Raw genomic sequence first — 19,462 nt, 5'->3', positions numbered from 1 at the left:
ACAGGAGAGTAAAATTCTTATGTCAGAAAAGAATCAGGTGGGCGTGCAATCTTTAGAGGTGGGTTTAACCGTGCTGGATGCGCTGATGACCTATCGTCATCCGGTCATGCTCAAAGATTTATCTGAAAAACTGGCTATGCATCCGGCCAAGGTGCACCGTTATATGGTCAGTCTGGTACGTATGAATTATGCCAAGCAGCTGGAAGATGGTCGTTATGCACTGGGCGATCAGGCTTATCGTTTTGGTCTGAGCTGTATCCAGCGCAGTGACAGTCTGCAGGCGGCACAGGCACAGATTAATGAACTGCACCGGCATTTGGATTGTGGATTGCAGATTAGCAAATGGACGACGCAAGGCCCACTGATTGTACAGTGGCTGGAGCCGAATCAGCCAGTTTCGGTAATTACCCGTGTCGGTTCGATCATGCCGATGCTGAATTCGGCCACCGGCCGGGCTTATGCTGCGTTTATGCCGGAAGCATTGGTGCGACCTTTGCTGGAAAAAGAATGGCAGCAGCATCAGGCACAGCAGAAAGTGGTCTATCCGCAGAACTGGGATGAATTTTTAACTTTAAAACAGCAGATTCTAAGTGAAGGTGTGGCCACGGTCGCAGGCGATTTGCTGGCCGGAATTCATGCGATTTGTGTGCCGGTATTAAATCAGCACCATGAAATTGAATATGCGATTTCGGTGTTGGGCACTGCTTCGGATTTGCCGCTGGATATGCAGCATCCAAAAATCCAGTATTTAAGAGAGATGGCAGCACGTTTAAGCGCACAGTTACAGCCGATTTAAAATGGTGGGGGAATTCGCCAAGGCAGCTACGCGAGTTGCTTCATCTCGGTGAAGTGCTGAAGATAAAAAAGGAAGGAGATGCGCCTTCCTTTTTTATAGATACGATGGTGTGCCCTGCGGGACTCGAACCCACGCCGGTCGCTTAGGAGGCAACTGCTCTATCCAGTTAAGCTAAGGGCACAAAACGCCCTTAATTTAGCTGAAAAAAAGCTGAAAAAAAAGTTATTACCGAAGTAATAACTTTTTCTTTTGTCAGTAAAAATAACTTAGCTGTTTTTTTGTTTTAGCAATTTAAACAGACCCCACATCAGCACAATCCAGACCGGAATCATATACACCGATTCGCTAAAGCCTTGGGTCCACATAATGTACAGGATAGTGGCAATAAACAGCAGCACAATCACGTTACCCACAGGTGACCACAGTGCAGGGAAAGAGGTGGTTTGACCTGAGTTTTTCATGGCCTGAATAAACTTCAGGTGAGTCAGGGTAATCATGGCCCAGTTCAGTACCAAGGCACCGACCACAATATAAATCAGGTGACTTAAAGCATCTTCCGGTACAAAGTAGTTCAATAACACACAGCCAAAAATCAGCAGGGCAGAGAACAGCACCGCAGGAATTGGCACGCCTTGCTTGTTCACTTTCAGGAATACTTTTGGCGCATTGCCTTGTTGGGCCAGACCGAACAGCATCCGGCTATTGGCATACATACCACTGTTATAAACCGACAGCGCCGCCGTTAAAATAATAAAGTTCAGCAGATGTGCCGCCCAGCCAATGCCTAACTGGCTAAAGATCATCACGAATGGGCTTTTATCCAGACCGCCCAGTTCCAGCTGATTCCATGGCACTAACGACAGTAAAATCGTCAATGAACCAACATAGAAAATCAGGATACGGAACACCACCTGATTGATGGCTTTGGGAATGGTCTTTTTCGGATCCTGCGCTTCTGCTGCTGCCATACCAATTAGCTCGATCCCGCCAAAGGCAAACATCAGGAAGGCCAGCATGAAGAATAAGCCTTCAAAGCCGTGCGGGAAGAATCCGCCATGGCTCCAGAGGTTGCTAAATGAAGCAGTCGAGTTGGCATCTGCGGTCAACAGGAGGTACAGACCAAAAATGATCATCGATACTACTGCGGCCACTTTAATAATTGCCAGCCAGAATTCTGATTCCCCATAAAATTTTACATTGCCGAGGTTGATCAGGGTAATGACAATAAAGAAAAACAGGACCGAGGACCAGGCCGGAATATGCGGCCACCAGTAGTTAATATATTTGGCGACAGCGGTGAGTTCGGTCATGGCGACCAGAATATATAAAATCCAGTAATTCCAGCCGGCCAGGAAGCCAGGGAATTTCCCCCAATAGCGATAAGCAAAATGGCTGAAAGAACCTGCAACCGGTTCATGAACAATCATTTCGCCCAGTTGGCGCATAATTAAAAATGCAATCAAACCCCCAATCGCATAGCCTAAAATAATAGAGGGACCTGCGGATTGGATGACTTGAGCGGAACCTAAGAATAAGCCAGTACCAATCGCGCCGCCCATGGCGATGAGTTGGATATGACGGTTCTTTAAGCCACGCTGAAGTTGAGAAGACTCGTTGTTCAAAGTGTTCAGCCCGACAATGTATAATAAGTGGCTCGATTGTAATAGATAGTTGCAAATTAGCCTAGTAGATCACCAGTCGCTTCAGAACAGCTCATAAAATCGAAAAATGGTCATTTTGTTGAAACAATAATTGAATCAAGATATTAATTTTATTGGCTATATTTTTTTAGGCTTGAAAATTTCAAGTCTACAGCCCAAGATTTGGGTAAATTTTATACTTAAGTCCAGTTCGCCTGATTTTTTAAGCAAAAGACGTTATCATTTAAAGTAAGCAAAAACCTTGCTTTGGATTATGTAATACAACGAAAAATCAAAGGATTAGATAAGAATGCGCTGCGCTCCACAAATTAAAATTGCAGCCACCTATATGCGTGGCGGTACCAGTAAAGGTGTCTTTTTCAAATTAGATGACTTACCAGTCGAAGCGCAAGTGCCTGGAAAAATTCGTGATCAGCTACTGCTACGGGTCATTGGCAGCCCGGACCCTTATGGCAAGCAGATTGATGGCATGGGCGGCGCCACTTCCAGTACCAGTAAAACCGTGATTCTGGCCAAAAGCAGCCAGCCGGAGCATGATGTCGATTATCTATTTGGTCAGGTGGCAATTGATCAGCCTTTTGTGGACTGGAGCGGTAACTGTGGCAACCTGACTGCTGCGGTGGGTGCTTTTGCCATCAGTCAGGGGCTAGTGGATGCCGATAAAATTCCGGAAAACGGTCTGTGTACCGTACGCATCTGGCAGAAAAATATTCAGAAAACCATTATCGCGCATGTGCCAATCACCAATGGTCAGGTGCAGGAAACCGGTGATTTTGAGCTGGATGGTGTGACTTTTCCGGCAGCAGAAGTACAAATTGAATTTTTAGATCCGGCCGATGATGGCGAAGAGGGCGGGGCCATGTTTCCGACTGGCAATGTGGTGGATACCTTTGTGGTACCAGATGTCGGGACTTTTCAGGCGACTTTTATTAATGCCGGTATTCCGACCATCTTTTTAAATGCCGATGAAATTGGCTATAGCGGCACCGAATTGCAGGATGACATTAATAGTAATCCGGAGGCGCTGGCGCGTTTTGAAAAAATCCGGGCCTATGGGGCCAAGCAGATGGGCTTGATTGATGATGTAGCGGAAGCGGCAAAACGTCAGCATACCCCGAAAATTGCTTTTGTCGCGCGTCCACAGAGCTATACCGCATCAAGTGGTAAAAATATTCAGGCTGAAGATGTCGATTTGCTGGTGCGTGCCTTGTCGATGGGTAAACTGCACCATGCCATGATGGGCACTGCTGCGGTGGCCATTGGGACAGCCGCTGCCGTGCCGGGGAGCTTGGTGAATCTGGCTGCTGGTGGTGGCAAGCGTGAAGCGGTGCGTTTTGGTCATCCTTCTGGGACTTTACGCGTCGGCGCGCAAGCGGTGCAGGAAAACGGTCAGTGGCAGGTGAAAAAAGCGGTGATGAGCCGTAGTGCGCGGGTGCTGATGGAAGGCTGGGTACGTGTACCGGCCGAGGTGCTGGAATAACGCTGACTTGATTTTGCCTGAATTAATGAATTCGCCTCTATGTTCAATAGGGGCGTTTTTTATGGATTGAGATCGAAAGCTGAAAAAAACTGAAATATCCGCTTGTCTGTAGTTAAGGCTTAAAAAAACTTAAATTAGAGGTACAATGCGAACAGGGGGTTGGCCAGTGACGGCTAACAATCTTATAGAACAACCAATTCGAGGCAAATGTGTCATCTCTCACTGACGTCCCTGTAACCGTGTTGACTGAAGCGCAACAACGTATCCAACAAGATTTATTGACGGCCTTAGACGCTTTTGCCATTCCTGAGCCTTTAAAAGGGGCAGTCTATCATGCAGTAATGCTGGGTGGAAAACGCGTGCGTCCAGCCTTGTGTTATGCCACAGCAGCCTTAAAACCGAATACCAATATGGCGGCAGTGCGCCGTGCGGCGGTGGCGATTGAGCTGATTCACTGCTATTCGCTGGCGCATGATGATTTGCCTTGTATGGACAATGATTTGCTGCGCCGTGGCCAGCCGACCTGTCATGCCGCCTTTGGTGAAGATACTGCACTGTTGGCGGGTGATATTTTGCAGTCAATGGCCTTTGAGGTATTGGGCAGCCGTTTGTTTGATCAGGGTGCGGCAGTAGATGCGACAATTGTGCTAAAGCAGATGCAGATTCTGGCGACCGCGTCTTCCAAGATGGTGTGCGGACAGGTGCTGGATTTACAGGCCGAAGGCAAGCAGGTCGATCAGGCTGCGTTAGAAACGATTCATCGCAATAAAACCGGTGCTTTAATTTCTGCGGCGATTATGATGGCTGCAGTAGCGATTTTTGAGGGTACCGATCGCGCGATTCCACAACTGCGTGAATATGGGCAGGTGATTGGTCTGGCCTTCCAGGTCCAGGACGATATTCTGGATATTATTTCTGATACTGAAGTGTTAGGAAAAACTGCCGGTAAGGATGAGCAGGTGGAGAAATCGACCTATCCGGCATTGATGGGGCTGGAGCAGGCACAGGCTTATGCCACAGATTTGCATGATCAGGCTTTGCAGGCGCTAGACTATTTTGCTGAAGATGCCGCCGCATTAAGAGCCATTTCACAATTTTTATGGCAACGTAAAAGTTAATTAAAAAAGCGTGTTGTCAAAACACGCTTTTTTGTTTTATTCCTGGATTTTGGCATCCGGAGCAATCAGGGCTTTGCCTTTCTTAAGGCCTTCCAGTGCAGCCTGATTAAAGTCAAACAGCAGCTTATTGTCTTTGGCATCAATACTGTAACGGCTAATCAGTTTCTGGTCACCGTCCAGGGTATCCACCGTGTACTCATCAGCAATATTTAAAATACCATCGAGGTTAATACTGGCTGAGGCTTTGTCCTGACGGAACAGCTCGTAAATATCACGTAAATCGAAAATGGCATTGTTCGCGTCTGGATGTTTCTCAATATAATTTTCAATATGACGCATAATTAGCTGGGCAAAGAGAAAGTACTCAGGATGATGGGTAAATTTTAAGCTCATGTATGTACTCCTTATTATTGAAATTTATAGTTCTTCTTAGGAATACCATAAGCCTTCAGATTGATGAAGCCTTAAGCGCTTTAAATTGCAAAAATATACAAATCACGCCGGCATTCAGGCGCAGAATAAGATCATCATTTTAATTCGGTGTAAATGAAGCCGAATACGGCTGGCAGGATTGGCCATTGCAAAGTTAGTGATCAATAGCAGCGACTCACGCAAAATTTTGGAAAAATTAATAAATAAACACATCTTGATTTAGTAAAGCGATTATGGCCTGTAGGGGCCAACAGAATGGTGCTCTGGCATTTGTTTCGCGGAAAAATCATCCGAAAGACTAAGGCTTATAAGCTAGCAAGTGAAATCATAAATCAGGTACAATTGGCGGGATTAATTTTGTGTTTGGTGTATTTGAAGGCCAATACATACATTCTTTGTTAATAAATAGGCCTGCCAGGAGTTATCCCCGCATGAGTGCCATTACTCCATACGAATGGGCAATTATTGCCTTCGTGATCGGCGTTACATTTTTATGCGTCTTTATGCTCACTGTCCCGTTACTCCTAGGGGGTAAATCATGGGGCCGTGCTAAGCAGGAGCAGTTTGAGTCAGGTGTTGTGAGTGCAGGTGGTGCACGCATTCGCTTGTCTGCCAAGTTCTATTTAGTTGCGATTTTCTTCGTTGTGTTCGACTTAGAAGCCCTCTATCTCTACGCATGGGCAGCTTCTGTTCGTGAAGTAGGCTGGGTTGGTTTTGCAACTGCTGCTGTATTTATTTTAGTTTTACTCGTTGGTTTGATTTACGAACTGTCAACCGGTGCACTGAACTGGGCTCCATCTGACAAACGTAAAGCTGCAGGGATTAAACCTAAAATCGGTTCACCAAATATGGATCTTGCAGAAATTACCCGCTTTAACTCAATTGAAGAGCTGGTAATCGACCCTACTGGTCAAATTCCTGCTCAATCTGCTGGTCATGTGAAAAAATCACAGGCTATATCATCTGATAAGGAGTAACTCGGGATGAAATATACCTTAACCCGTGCGAATCCGGATGCTGATCAATATCCACTTCAGGAGCGCCAGATCGTTACAGATCCGCTTGAAGAAGAAGTGAATAAAAATGTGTTCATGACTCGTTTAGAAGACTTGGCACATACAGCAGTAAACTGGGGGCGTAAGAACTCAGTTTGGCCGTTTAACTTTGGTACATCTTGCTGCTACGTAGAGTATGCAACGACTTTAACCGGCGTGCATGACTTGTCACGTTTTGGTGCCGAGGTTATTCGTGCTTCACCTCGTCAGGCCGACCTCATGATTGTCGCCGGTACCTGTTTCGTGAAAATGGCCCCAGTAATCCAGCGTTTGTACGAGCAAATGCTTGAGCCAAAATGGGTCATCTCAATGGGTGCATGTGCAAACTCAGGCGGTATGTACGATATTTATTCGGTTGTACAAGGTGTGGATAAAATCATTCCTGTCGATGTGTATATCCCAGGTTGCCCACCACGTCCTGAAGCCTTAATTCAGGCATTAATGTTGTTGCAAGACCAAATTCAATTAGAGCGCCGTCCGCTGTCTGCGGTGATTGGTGATGATCTTAAGCCAGTGTATAAGCCAAAGATGATGCCAGAACGTGACCGTAAGCAAGCACAGCGTATTGCGGTGAAAAACCTGCGCTCTATGGATGAAATTAAATAATTTAAGCGACAAAATCGTGGTGCACCCGTTATGGGTGTAGTTGTCGTTTAGGTTGACTGAATTTGTATTAAATAGGAAGCCAAGCCAATGGCTGAAACTGACATTGCTATGCCAGAATCAACAGCAGTTGATTCCCGCCCAGCATTTGCAATTGTAGAAGAGCTCAAAACCAAATTTGGTGAGAACTTCTATGTGCAAACGACTTTTGAAGATTTTCCAACGGTCTGGGTTGAGCGCGCACGCGTACAAGAAGTCTTGATGTTCTTGCGTACAGTGTCACGTCCATACGTGATGCTGTTTGACCTGTCTGCGGTAGATGAGCGTTTACGTACGCACCGCGACGGATTGCCTGCATCTGACTTTACCGTGTTCTATCACCTGTTGTCGTTAGAACGTAACAGCGATATCCGTGTCAAAGTTGCGCTAAATGAGAACGATCTGAATATTCCGACTGCGACCAATATCTGGCCAAATGCCAACTGGTACGAGCGTGAAGCTTACGATATGTTCGGCATTAACTTCGAAGGGCATCCAATGCTCCGTCGTATCTTGCTGCCAACCTATTGGGAAGGTCACCCGCTGCGCAAGGAATATTCTGCACGTGCCACTGAATATACCCCGTATATGCAGAACCAGGCCAAGCAGGATTTTGAACAGGAACACTTGCGTTTCGTACCGGAAGACTGGGGTCTGACCCGTGGTAACGAAGACGAAGACTTCATGTTCCTGAACTTGGGTCCTAACCACCCATCTGCACACGGTGCGTTCCGTGTCATCTTGCAGCTGGATGGTGAAGAAGTAAAAGACTGTGTACCCGACATCGGCTATCACCACCGTGGTGTGGAAAAAATGGCTGAGCGTCAAACCTGGCACTCATTCATTCCGTATACCGACCGTGTCGACTACCTCGGTGGTTGTGCGCAAAACATGCCGTATGTGATGGGTGTGGAGCAGCTGGCCGGTATTCAGGTGCCAGAGCGTGCACAATGTATCCGTGTGATGATGTCGGAACTGTTCCGTATCAATAACCACTTGCTTTATATCGGTACAGCAATTCAGGATGCCGGCGGTATGACCCCAGTATTCTATATGTTCGCCGACCGTCAGAAGATTTATGATGCGATTGAAGCGATCACCGGTTACCGTATGCACCCAGCCTGGTTCCGTATTGGTGGTACCGCGCATGACCTTCCAAACAACTGGCAGCACCTGATCCGCGAGATTCTGGAGTGGATGCCAAAACGTCTGAAGGAATACCACACTGCAGCGCTGAAAAACTCGGTGTTTGAAGGCCGTACCCGCAATGTAGCGCAGTACGATGCAAAATCTGCATTGGCCTGGGGTGTGACAGGTACCGGTTTACGTGCAACAGGTATCGACTTTGACGTACGTAAATACCGTCCATACAGCGGCTATGAAAACTATGACTTCGAAGTGCCGGTGGAGTACGAAGGTGATGCCTATGCGCGTGTCATCGTTCACTACCGCGAAATCGAACAGTCTTTAAAAATCATCAAGCAGTGCTTGGATAACATGCCATCTGGTCCATATAAAGCGGATCATCCTCTGGCTGTTCCACCACCAAAAGACAAGACATTACAAGATATTGAAACCCTGATTACGCACTTCTTGAGCGTGTCTTGGGGTCCTGTCATGCCGGCAGGTGAAGCATCTGTAATGGCAGAAGTGGTGAAAGGGGCGTCGAACTACTACTTGACTTCAGACAAGTCAACCATGAGTTATCGTACCCGTATCCGTACACCAACCTTCACGCACTTACAGCAAATTCCTTCGGTGATTAACGGCAGTCTGGTCTCTGACTTGATCATTTATTTAGCGACAATTGATGTCGTAATGGCTGACGTGGATCGCTAAGGGGTAAACGCATTATGATGATTTTGACTGATAAAAAGCCACGTGTGAATGTTGAAGGGATTTTAACTGCAGATGAAATCCACGAAATCGAACATCACATTGGTCACTATCCGTACCCACGTGCGGCATCTCTGGATGCGCTAAAGTGTGTACAACGCCGTAATGGCTGGATTGATGACGCACAGCTCAATGCGATTGCTCAACTGCTTTCAATCAGTGTTGCTGATTTAGAAGGGGTAGCAACGTTCTATAACCGTATTTACCGTCAACCGGTAGGTCGTCACGTTATTCTTCTGTGTGACTCTATCGCGTGCTTCTTGATGGGGGCGGAAACTTTGGCAGAAGCGTTCCAGCGCGAGCTTGGCATTCAGTTTGGTCAAACGACTGCAGATGGTCGTTTCACTTTGCTGCCAATCTGCTGTCTGGGCAACTGTGACAAAGGTCCAACGTTAATGATTGATGAAGATACTCACGGTCTGGTTGAAGTGACATCAATTAAACAGTTATTGGAGAAGTATGTATGAATACCGAACCAAAACCAATTTATGGCGACGGTAACCCAGAAACTCATCCATTAACTTGGCGTTTGAGTAAACAAGAGCATGTTCGTAATGCAGATGATTACGAAGCGCTTGATGGTTATGCCGGCTTCAAAAAAGCCATTAGCATGACACCGGCCGAAGTACTGGATGTGGTGAAAGCTGCAACCGTTAAAGGTCGTGGTGGTGCAGGCTTCCCGGCAGGCATCAAATGGTCGCTGATGGCGCCAAACGACAATTCAGGTCCACGTTACCTGATCTGTAATGCCGACGAAATGGAACCGGGTACTTTCAAAGACCGTTTGTTGATGGAAAAACTTCCACATCAATTGATTGAAGGTATGCTGATTGCGGCTTATACACTGGAAGCGACTCACGGCTATATCTTTATCCGTGGCGAGTACATCGAAGCTGCACAATATTTAAATGAAGCGATTGAGCAGATTCGTGCCAAAGGTTACCTGGGCGACAACATCCTGGGTTCTGGCTGGAACTTCGAGCTGTATGTGCACACCGGCGCGGGCCGTTATATCTGTGGTGAAGAAACCGCACTGATTAACTCGCTGGAAGGTCGCCGTGCCAATCCGCGTACCAAACCGCCATTCCCGCAAGTTGCAGGGGCGTGGGGTCGTCCTACGATTGTCAACAACGTAGAAACCTACAACAACTTGCCAGCCATTTTGTTACGTGGTCCTGAGTGGTACATCAACCTGTCTGCGGGTAAATCGAAAGATCCAGGTACGAAAATTTACGGTGCATCAGGTAAGGTGAAATTCCCAGGTCTTTGGGAGCTGCCTTTTGGTACCACTGCACGTGAAGTGATTGAAGAACATGCCGGTGGTATGCGTGACGGCCTGAAGCTGAAAGCATGGTTACCAGGTGGTGCATCAACAGACTTCCTGGCTGCTGAGCACATTGACCTGCCGATGGATGCAGAAAGCATCATGAAAGCGGGTTCACGTTTAGGTACCTGTCTGCTGATGGTGGTCGATGAAACCCAATGTATGGTTTCAGCAACCCGTAACTTAGAAGAATTCTTTGCGCGTGAATCATGTGGCTGGTGTACACCTTGCCGTGATGGTTTACCGTGGGCGGTGAAGGCACTGAAAGCACTCGAAGATGGTACGGGTACGAAAGAAGACATCGATCACTTACAGGAACTGACCCGTAAGCTTTGGATTGGTAAAACTTTCTGTGCACACGCACCAGGTGCGATGGAACCGTTAATGGGCGCACTCAAATATTTCCGTGGCGAGTTTGAAGCGAAAGTGGTGAATGCCGCAGCTCAGACCAGCAACGTAGAACAAGCTTAAGGAATTCGACTATGGCTACAATTCATGTCGATGGAAAATCGTATGAAGTCAACGGCTCAGAAAACTTGCTGCAAGCTTGTTTAAGCCTTGGCATCGACATCCCATATTTTTGTTGGCATCCATCCTTAGGTTCTGTCGGTTCTTGCCGTCAATGTGCTGTGACGCAATACGCGAATCCTGAAGATACGCGTGGTCGTCTGGTCATGTCATGTATGACGCCTGCTGCTGACAATACCTACATCTCGATTGAAGACAAAGAAGCAAAAGATTTCCGAGCTTCTGTTGTTGAATTCTTGATGACCAACCACCCGCACGACTGTCCGGTCTGTGAAGAAGGTGGTCACTGTCATTTACAGGATATGACTGTAATGACGCAACACGACCGTCGTCGTTACCGTTTCACCAAGCGTACGCATTACAACCAGGAACTGGGTTCGTTTATTGCGCACGAGATGAACCGCTGTATCGCCTGTTACCGTTGTGTGCGTTACTACAAAGACTATGCTGGCGGTACCGACTTTGGCGTGTATGCCAACGCATCACGTGTGTACTTCGGTCGTCCAGAATCAGGGACTTTAGAATCTGAATTCTCGGGTAACCTGACTGAAGTCTGCCCAACAGGTGTATTCACCGACAAAACTCACTCTGCGCGCTACAACCGTAAGTGGGACATGCAGTATGCGCCTAGCGTATGCCAAGGCTGTTCTTCAGGCTGTAACATTTCTCCAGGTGAGCGTTATGGTGAACTGCGTCGTGTAGAAAACCGTTTCAATGGTGAAGTGAACCAGTACTTCCTGTGTGACAAAGGCCGTTTCGGTACCGGTTATGTGAACCGTGAAGATCGTCCGCGTCAGCCACAATTCCGTGATGGTCAAAATGTCACGACTGTGTCTGTCGATCAGGCATTAGACACCGTGATTGAGAATCTTCAAGGCAAAAAAGTGCTGGGTATTGGCTCACCACGTGCCTCGCTTGAATCGAACTTTGCACTGCGCGAACTGGTTGGTCAGGACAACTACTCAACCGGTATGTCGCAAAAAGAGCAAAGTCTGGTGGAACTGGCGGCATCAATCATGCAAACCGAAGGTGTTTACAACCCGGGTATGCGTGAAATTGAAAGCTATGACGCCGTGTTAATTCTGGGTGAAGACCTGACACAAACTGCACCACGTATGGCTTTATCTGTTCGTCAAGCGGCGAAAAACAAAGCCAAAGAAATGGCGGCAGAGCGTCGTACTCAAGAATGGCTGGCTGAACCAGTACAACGTATTGCGCAAGATGCGAAATCTCCGATTTACATTCTGGCTGCAACTCAAACCCGTCTTGCTGACGTGGCAACTGGTGAAGTGGTTGCATCTCCAAATGACATCGCGCGTTTAGGCTTTGCCATTGCCGCTGGCGTAAAAGGCGAAGTGATTACCGGTTTAGATGACGATGCCAAAGCATTTGCGCAAACCATCGCAGATACCTTAAAAGCGGCGAAGAAGCCTTTAATCATCTCTGGTACAAGCTTACAAGACGCTGCCATCATGGAAGCTGCGGCTCAAGTGGCTCAAAACCTTGGTAATGCAGGCTTAACATTGACTGTTCCTGAAGTGAACTCAATGGGCTTGGCGATCTTTGGTGGTCAGAGCTTGGAGCAAGCCTTTGCACAAGACTATGACACTGTGATTGTGGTGGAAAATGACCTTTACCGTCGTTTACCAGCGGCTCAGGTCGATGCTGCACTTGCAGGTAAAGACATTATTGTGCTGGACCACTCTGAAACTGCGACTGTGGCGAAAGCAGACATCGTACTTTCAGCAGCAAGCTTCGCTGAAGGTGATGGTACTGTGGTATCGCAAGAAGGCCGTGCACAGCGTTTCTATCAAGTGTATGACCCAAGCTACTACAAGCCGGAACTGGCGATTAAAGAATCTTGGCGCTGGTTACATGCCCTTGAAACTGGCATGAAAGGTAAAGCGATTTCATGGACCTTGCTGGATGATGTGATCGAGTCTGTAGCGAAAAACGTACCGGCATTAGAAGGTATTTTAGACGTTGCACCAGATGCGGGCTTCCGTGTCCATGGTCTGAAAGTGGCACGTGAACCACGTCGTTACTCAGGCCGTACTGCCATTCGTGCACCGCTTTCGATTCACGAACCAAAACAGCCGACCGATGTCGATTCTGCATTAACTTTCTCGATGGAAGGTTATGTCGGTAATCAGACGCCATCTGCACTGGTGCCATTTGCGTGGTCTGCAGGCTGGAACTCGCCACAGGCCTGGAACAAATTCCAGGACAACGTGGGCGGTCACTTAAAAGGTGGTGATTCAGGCGTACGTTTATTCGACCGTTTACCAAAACGTCCAGCACGTAGCTTCGTAGCACCAAGCCCTGTATTGGCCAATCCGGACAGCTTCCGTTTGGTGCCAATGCATCATATTTTTGCGTCAGGTGAATTCACCATTAAAACACCAGCGATGGAATCACGTATTCCTGAAGCCATGTTTGCCGTGGGTGAACAGGATGCAAGCCGTTTGAACCTGAAAGATGGTCAGAAGATCACTGTGAAAGCAGGCGAGACTTCAATTGTTCTTCCAGTTCAAGTGATTGAATATTTACCTACAGGTTATATTGGTTACCCAATTGGTCTAGCACCGACGGTATCTCTTGCTGAGCCTGTGTCAGTCGCGGTAGGAGTATAATTCATGGAACAAGAATTAATGCGTCAAACACCGCTTTGGGCTGAGAACTGGCCAATTGCCTATTCAGTCATTCAAGCGATTGTGATCTTGCTGGTTGTGGTACTGGTTGCAGCATTAATGTCATTTATCGAGCGTCGTCTGCTCGGTTTATGGCAAGACCGTTATGGTCCGAACCGTGTAGGTCCGGGCGGTATGTTCCAGATTGTCGCCGACATGCTTAAAATCATGTTCAAAGAAGACTGGACACCTAAATTTGCCGACAAACTAACCTTCCGTATGGCACCAGCAGTTGCAATGGCAACTGCGGTACTGTCGTTCATGGTTATTCCTGTATCACCTTATTTAGGTGTTGCAGACATGAGCATTGGCCTGTTGTTCTTTATGGCAATGGCTGGTATTGCAGTCTATGCGGTTCTGTTTGGTGGTTGGTCATCAAACAACAAATACGCATTGCTTGGTGGTCTACGTTCAGCAGCTCAAACCATTTCGTATGAAGTGTTCCTGGGTATTTCCCTGATGGGTGTGGTGGCAATTGCCGGCTCATTCAACATGCGTGAAATTGTAGAAGCACAACAAGATGTCTGGTTTGTAATTCCTCAGTTCTTGGGCTTCTTGATTTTCGTGGTTGCAGGTGTTGCGGTAACGCACCGTCACCCGTTTGACCAACCAGAAGCAGAACAAGAATTGGCAGAAGGTTATCACGTAGAATATGGCGGTATGAAATGGGGTATGTTCTTCGTTGCGGAATACGTCAACGTGGTGCTGATCTCTGCGCTGATCGTGACGTTATTCTTCGGTGGCTGGTTAGCGCCATTCGGACTTGATTTCTTACCTCCAGCATTCTGGTTCATTATCAAAACAGCATTCTTTGTAATGATGTTCGTTCTGGCACGTGGTTCTTTAATGCGTCCACGTTATGACCAGGTAATGAACTTTGGCTGGAAAATTTGCTTGCCATTAGCGTTGGTGAACCTGCTGGTTACTGGCGCGGTTATCTTGTGGTAAGGGCAGGGAGAACAAAATGTATAAGTTTCTAGCTGGATTTGGGTCAATCGTGCGCTCGTTGTGGATGGTGTTCAGCCACGCAACCCGCAAACGTGACACCATTTTATATCCGGAAGTGCCAGCCGAAGAAATCGTACCACCGCGTTTCCGTGGTCGTATCGTGCTTACACGTGACCCAGATGGCGAAGAGCGCTGCGTTGCCTGTAACCTGTGTGCCGTTGCATGTCCAGTGGGTTGTATTTCACTGCAAAAAGCAGAGCAGGAAGATGGTCGTTGGTATCCGGAATTTTTCCGTATCAACTTCTCTCGCTGTATCTTCTGCGGTATGTGTGAAGAAGCCTGCCCGACAACTGCAATTCAGCTGACACCAGACTTTGAATTGGGTGAATATGTTCGTCAGGACCTGGTCTATGAAAAAGAACATTTGCTGATTTCAGGTCCGGGTAAATATCCTGACTATAACTTCTACCGTGTAACCGGTATGGCAGTTACAGGTAAAGACAAAGGTCAAGCACAAAAAGAAAGTGCACCTGTTGATGTACGGAGTCTATTACCATGATGTGGCCGTTTTATTTGATGGCACTCGTGGCCATTATCTCTACTGTTCGTGTTGTCACCAACACGAACCCAGTACATGCGTTACTGAGCTTGATCGTGTCATTACTTGCTGTTGCAGGGATGTTCATGATTGTGGGTGCACCGTTTGCCGGTGCCCTGGAAATTATTGTGTATGCCGGCGCGATCATGGTGTTATTCGTGTTCGTGGTGATGATGTTGAACTTGGGTCAGCAAACTGTTGAACAAGAGAGCAAATGGCTCAACTCATCTGCATGGGCATATCCAGCATTAATGAGCTTCTTGATGGGTCTGGTTCTGGTATGGATGCTTGCATCGGATTACTCCAGCACGCCAGCTGTCATGGGAACCGAAATTGTTGGTCCTAAAGAAGTCGGTCAAGCACTCTTTACTCACTATTTATTATTGGTTGAAGTTGCCGCGATGTTATTGCTAGCAGCCCTGGTTGCAGCATTCCACTTAGGTAAACGTGAACCAGGTGCAGAAGAGGAAAAACAATAATGGGCAACATCCCTTTAGAACATGGTTTGATCGTTGCAACCATTCTTTTTGCACTGGGTTTTTACGGTGTAATGGTGCGACGCAACCTGTTATTCATTTTAATGAGCCTTGAAATCATGATGAACGCTGCGGCACTGGCGTTTGTTCTGGCGGGTAGTGCCTGGGTACAACCAGATGGCCAGATCATGTTCATCTTGATTCTGACGCTGGCTGCGGCAGAGGCATGTATCGGTCTTGCGATCGTCCTTCAGTTCTATCATCGCTTCCATCACCTGGATGTGGATGCTGCTAGTGAGATGCGCGGATGAGTTATTTATATTTAACAATTTTGTTCCCGCTAATCGGTTTTATTTTATTAGCGGCAGGGCGTCACAATCTTCCTGAGAAAGTTGCGGCGATTATCGGGGTAGGGGCAGTTGGTCTATCGGCATTATTTGCCCTGATTGCCGGCCTTGACTTTGTCAATAACGGTAAAGAACTTTACGTTCAGCATTTGTGGACGTGGTTTAGCGTGGGTGATTTTGCCCCAGGCATCAGCTTGCAGCTTGACGGCTTATCGTTGCTGATGATGGGCATGATTACCGGTGTTGGTTTCCTGATTCACATCTTCGCATCTTGGTATATGCGTGGTGAGGAAGACTTTGCACGTTTCTTCTCTTACTTCAACCTGTTCGTAGCCAGCATGTTACTGCTGGTACTGGGCGATAACCTGGCGTTATTGTTCTTGGGTTGGGAAGGTGTAGGTCTGTGTTCTTACCTGTTAATCGGTTATTACTACCAGAACCCGGCCAACGGTTTTGCTGCCATTAAAGCATTTACCGTAACGCGTGTTGGTGATGTATTCCTGCTGATTGCACTGTTCTTACTGTACCAACAGTTCGGTACCCTGAATACACAGTACATCGTTGAGAATGCTGCTGCGGTTATGACCCAAAGCTCATCAATTACCATCTGGACAGCCTTAATGTTGTTCCTGGGTGCTGCCGGTAAATCTGCGCAAATCCCGTTACAAACCTGGTTGGCAGATGCGATGGCAGGTCCGACGCCAGTATCTGCGTTAATCCACGCGGCAACCATGGTGACTGCGGGTGTTTATCTATGCTGCCGTATGTTCAGCGTATTTGAACTTGCACCAGAAGTGATGATCTTCATTTCTATTACCGGTGCGGTAACCTTGCTGGTGGCTGGTTTTGCAGCGCTGGTTCAAACCGACATCAAACGTATTCTGGCTTACTCAACCATGAGTCAGCTCGGTTATATGTTTATGGCCGTAGGTGCTGAAGCGTACCAGGCGGGTCTGTTCCACATGCTGACTCACGCATTCTTCAAGGCATTATTATTCTTGTCTTCAGGTGCGGTGATTCTGGCTTACCATCATGAACAAAACATCTTCAAGATGGGTGGTCTGTTCTACAAGAACAAATTCCTGTTTGCATGTTTCGCGATTGGTGGCGGTGCCTTGGCAGCCATTCCATTCCTGACCATCGGCTTCTTCTCTAAAGATGCGATTCTGGCCGCGGTGTGGACACAAAGTCATTTAGCTGGCGTACCAGTCTTCAATACACTGTATTGGGTGGGTGTTGCAGGTGCGTTCTTAACGTCTATTTATACTTTCCGTTTAATCTGGGTAGTATTCTTCGGCAAAGAAAACACGCCTTATCATGAAATCAAAGGCATTACTTACTGGGCTCCACTGGCAATTCTGGCAGTGCTTTCAACGGGTCTGGCGATTGTGCTGAAAGCACCAGTGATGAGCATTCTGGATGCTGCACAAATTCCAGCCTTCATTATTCCTGAAGCGCTTGAAGCCGGTGCACATGGTGCTGAATACATCGCGATTGGGGTTGCTTTGGCAGGTCTTGCTGTTGGCGTGGTGCTGTTTGCGTTTGCTTACAATGCCGTAAAAGGCTTTGCTCAGACTTCTCTGGGTTCAGGTCTGGCCAATATCTGCCGTAATGCACTTGGTTTCGATGCGTTGTATGACATCGTATTCGTGAAGCCTTACCTGCTTATCGCTAAAATTTTAGGTCGCGATCCGATTGATGGCTTGTGGCTGGTGCTTCCTGCAATTGTTAAAGCAGGCAACAGCTTTACCAGTTCACGTCAAACCGGTTCATTGCGCGAATACGCCTCTAGTATGGCCCTCGGTGTTGTTGTTTTACTGCTGGTCGTGGTCGTGACTCAGGTCGTGGGGAAATAAGATGGAAGCTCCAAACAATATCATTTTACCCGCACTGATCCTCGTTCCGTTCATTGCAGGTTTTATTTGTTGGATCGTCGACAAGCTCGACGACAAACTGCCGCGCTATATTGCGCTGGTGGGTATGCTGGTAACGCTGGGTCTGACCCTGGCGTTATGGCAATCAGGTACGTATCAATATGAATTGGGTGCACAGGTTCCAAGCTGGGCTGCCCAATTCCAGTTGCCTTGGATTCAAACCCTGGGCATTAACATTCACCTGGCGGTAGATGGCTTATCATTACTCATGGTTGGCCTGACAGCGCTGCTGGGTATTTTGGCCGTCGGCTGTTCTTGGGGTGAAATCCAGAAGAACGTGGGCTTCTTCCACCTGAACCTGTTATGGTCTTTAGGTGGCGTAATTGGTGTATTCCTGGCGATTGACCTGTTCCTGTTCTTCTTCTTCTGGGAGATGATGCTGGTTCCAATCTACTTCCTGATTGCGCTTTGGGGGCATAAAGGGGCAGATGGTAAATCGCGTGTTTACGCAGCAACCAAGTTCTTCATCTATACACAGGTTGCAGGTCTGATCATGCTGATCGGTATCCTGGGGCTGGTGATTTACGGTTACATGCTGTCAGGTACCATCTCGTTCAACTACCACTATCTGTTAGCGGTGGCGAATACGCTTGATGCACAGTTACCGGCAGTGGCTTATGCCTTCATGATCTGTATGTTCATCGGCTTTGCGGTAAAACTTCCAGTTTTCCCGTTACACGGCTGGTTACCAGATGCCCACGCACAGGCACCAACAGCGGGTTCTGTTGACCTTGCAGGTATCTTGATTAAGACTGCAGCGTACGGTTTACTCCGTTTCGTGATTCCATTCTTCCCGGCGGCTTCTGCACAGTTTGCAGACATCGCGATTATTTTCGGTTTAATTGGTATTTTCTACGGCGCTTGGTGTGCCTTCCAGCAAACCGATATGAAACGCCTGTTGGCTTATACCTCTATTTCGCACATGGGCTTTGTGTTACTGGCGATTTACGCAGGTAATATCCTGACTTACCAAGGCTTAATGATCATGATGCTGGCACATGGCTTGTCATCTGCTGCATTGTTCATTATGTGTGGTCAGGTCTATGAACGTGTGCATACCCGTGACATGCGTCTGATGGGTGGTATTCGTGGTCAATTCCCGTATCTGGCCTTCTTCCTGATGTTCTTCGTGGCAGCATTGGTCGGTATCCCGGGTCTGGGTAACTTTATTGGTGAATTCCTGATTCTGATGGGTTCATTCAACCAGTTCCCTGTATTTACAATCATTGCTGCAGTGAGTCTGGTGTTTGCAGGTCTTTATGGTCTGATCCTGATTCACAAAGCATTATTTGGTACACCAAACGAAGAGCAAAAACAGCATTACAGCAATCCGTTAAAAGATCTGGATGCGCGTGAAATTGTGATTCTGTTAATTTGTGCCGTTGGTCTGTTATGGCTTGGTCTGTATCCACAAAGCTTCCTTGATATTTCCAATTCAAGCATGGCGTGGTTAGCAAACAGCTACATTCCAGTTCAAGAGCTAGTTGAAGTGACCGAACAGGTAAGCACTCAACTCGAAAATGTGGAGATCCAATAA

17 protein-coding genes and 1 tRNA gene are annotated in these 19,462 nt (G+C 47.4%); 15 read left to right on the top strand and 3 right to left on the bottom strand.

Going from position 1 to position 19,462, the window contains the following annotated elements:
• The first annotated feature begins 19 nt into the window (after nucleotides 1-19).
• Nucleotides 20-796 (top strand): IclR family transcriptional regulator, encoded by a 777-nt coding sequence (locus FTT89_RS03525; RefSeq protein ID WP_005179671.1) that lies wholly within the window; start codon nucleotides 20-22, stop codon nucleotides 794-796.
• A 105-nt stretch (nucleotides 797-901) separates the two neighbouring features.
• On the opposite strand, the gene FTT89_RS03520 is transcribed toward FTT89_RS03525, so the two are convergent.
• Nucleotides 902-977: transfer RNA gene (locus tag FTT89_RS03520), tRNA-Arg, on the bottom strand.
• 85 nt (nucleotides 978-1,062) lie between these two features.
• Nucleotides 1,063-2,418: an amino acid permease gene (locus FTT89_RS03515; protein ID WP_034597873.1), complete on the bottom strand. Its 1,356-nt coding sequence runs from the start codon at nucleotides 2,416-2,418 to the stop codon at nucleotides 1,063-1,065.
• A gap of 328 nt (nucleotides 2,419-2,746) precedes the next feature.
• Between FTT89_RS03515 and prpF the strand changes: the two genes are divergently transcribed.
• Nucleotides 2,747-3,937: a 2-methylaconitate cis-trans isomerase PrpF gene (prpF, locus tag FTT89_RS03510; RefSeq protein ID WP_180172680.1), complete on the top strand. Its 1,191-nt coding sequence runs from the start codon at nucleotides 2,747-2,749 to the stop codon at nucleotides 3,935-3,937.
• A 209-nt stretch (nucleotides 3,938-4,146) separates the two neighbouring features.
• Entirely contained in the window at nucleotides 4,147-5,055 is a 909-nt protein-coding gene (locus FTT89_RS03505; protein WP_005179661.1) for a farnesyl diphosphate synthase, read from the top strand.
• A 36-nt stretch (nucleotides 5,056-5,091) separates the two neighbouring features.
• On the opposite strand, the gene FTT89_RS03500 is transcribed toward FTT89_RS03505, so the two are convergent.
• Nucleotides 5,092-5,448 carry a hypothetical protein gene (locus FTT89_RS03500; protein ID WP_005179658.1) on the bottom strand — a complete coding sequence of 119 codons (357 nt, stop codon included), beginning with the start codon at nucleotides 5,446-5,448 and terminating at the stop codon, nucleotides 5,092-5,094.
• Between the two features lie 470 nt (nucleotides 5,449-5,918).
• Between FTT89_RS03500 and ndhC the strand changes: the two genes are divergently transcribed.
• The 12 genes from ndhC to nuoM all read left to right on the top strand — a co-directional run bounded on the left by ndhC (nucleotide 5,919) and on the right by nuoM (nucleotide 19,462).
• The gene (gene ndhC / locus FTT89_RS03495; RefSeq protein WP_005179655.1) at nucleotides 5,919-6,464 is read left to right on the top strand and encodes an NADH-quinone oxidoreductase subunit A; all 546 of its coding nucleotides are present in this window, start codon (nucleotides 5,919-5,921) and stop codon (nucleotides 6,462-6,464) included.
• A 6-nt stretch (nucleotides 6,465-6,470) separates the two neighbouring features.
• Nucleotides 6,471-7,148 (top strand): NADH-quinone oxidoreductase subunit B family protein, encoded by a 678-nt coding sequence (locus tag FTT89_RS03490; RefSeq protein WP_005179652.1) that lies wholly within the window; start codon nucleotides 6,471-6,473, stop codon nucleotides 7,146-7,148.
• An 87-nt stretch (nucleotides 7,149-7,235) separates the two neighbouring features.
• A complete protein-coding gene (gene nuoC, locus FTT89_RS03485; RefSeq protein WP_005179647.1) occupies nucleotides 7,236-9,023 on the top strand; it encodes an NADH-quinone oxidoreductase subunit C/D in 1,788 nt (595 codons plus the stop codon).
• Between the two features lie 14 nt (nucleotides 9,024-9,037).
• Nucleotides 9,038-9,547, top strand: a complete 510-nt coding sequence (gene nuoE / locus FTT89_RS03480; protein WP_005179645.1) for an NADH-quinone oxidoreductase subunit NuoE — start codon at nucleotides 9,038-9,040, stop codon at nucleotides 9,545-9,547.
• Entirely contained in the window at nucleotides 9,544-10,875 is a 1,332-nt protein-coding gene (gene nuoF / locus FTT89_RS03475) for an NADH-quinone oxidoreductase subunit NuoF (RefSeq protein ID WP_005179643.1), read from the top strand. Before nuoE ends, nuoF begins: the two co-directional genes overlap by 4 nt.
• An 11-nt stretch (nucleotides 10,876-10,886) precedes the next feature.
• On the top strand, nucleotides 10,887-13,565 hold the full coding sequence (nuoG, locus tag FTT89_RS03470; protein ID WP_005179641.1) for an NADH-quinone oxidoreductase subunit NuoG: 2,679 nt from the start codon (nucleotides 10,887-10,889) through the stop codon (nucleotides 13,563-13,565).
• Nucleotides 13,566-13,568: 3 nt separating this feature from the next.
• Entirely contained in the window at nucleotides 13,569-14,570 is a 1,002-nt protein-coding gene (nuoH, locus tag FTT89_RS03465) for an NADH-quinone oxidoreductase subunit NuoH (RefSeq protein ID WP_005179637.1), read from the top strand.
• 16 nt (nucleotides 14,571-14,586) lie between these two features.
• Nucleotides 14,587-15,129 (top strand): NADH-quinone oxidoreductase subunit NuoI, encoded by a 543-nt coding sequence (gene nuoI, locus FTT89_RS03460; RefSeq protein ID WP_005179629.1) that lies wholly within the window; start codon nucleotides 14,587-14,589, stop codon nucleotides 15,127-15,129.
• Nucleotides 15,129-15,647 carry an NADH-quinone oxidoreductase subunit J gene (gene nuoJ / locus FTT89_RS03455; RefSeq protein ID WP_171065113.1) on the top strand — a complete coding sequence of 173 codons (519 nt, stop codon included), beginning with the start codon at nucleotides 15,129-15,131 and terminating at the stop codon, nucleotides 15,645-15,647. Before nuoI ends, nuoJ begins: the two co-directional genes overlap by 1 nt.
• Complete coding sequence (nuoK, locus tag FTT89_RS03450; protein WP_005179622.1) at nucleotides 15,647-15,955, top strand: NADH-quinone oxidoreductase subunit NuoK; 309 nt, start codon at nucleotides 15,647-15,649, stop codon at nucleotides 15,953-15,955. Before nuoJ ends, nuoK begins: the two co-directional genes overlap by 1 nt.
• Entirely contained in the window at nucleotides 15,952-17,847 is a 1,896-nt protein-coding gene (nuoL, locus tag FTT89_RS03445) for an NADH-quinone oxidoreductase subunit L (RefSeq protein WP_005179621.1), read from the top strand. The genes nuoK and nuoL overlap by 4 nt, the downstream gene beginning before the upstream one ends.
• 1 nt (nucleotide 17,848) lies before the next feature.
• On the top strand, nucleotides 17,849-19,462 hold the full coding sequence (nuoM, locus tag FTT89_RS03440) for an NADH-quinone oxidoreductase subunit M (protein ID WP_104491474.1): 1,614 nt from the start codon (nucleotides 17,849-17,851) through the stop codon (nucleotides 19,460-19,462).

The sequence above is a fragment of the Acinetobacter sp. YH01025 genome, from assembly GCF_013420185.1.
In the GTDB taxonomy this organism is placed as follows: domain Bacteria; phylum Pseudomonadota; class Gammaproteobacteria; order Pseudomonadales; family Moraxellaceae; genus Acinetobacter; species Acinetobacter indicus.
This window is presented reverse-complemented; position numbering and strand designations above follow the sequence as displayed.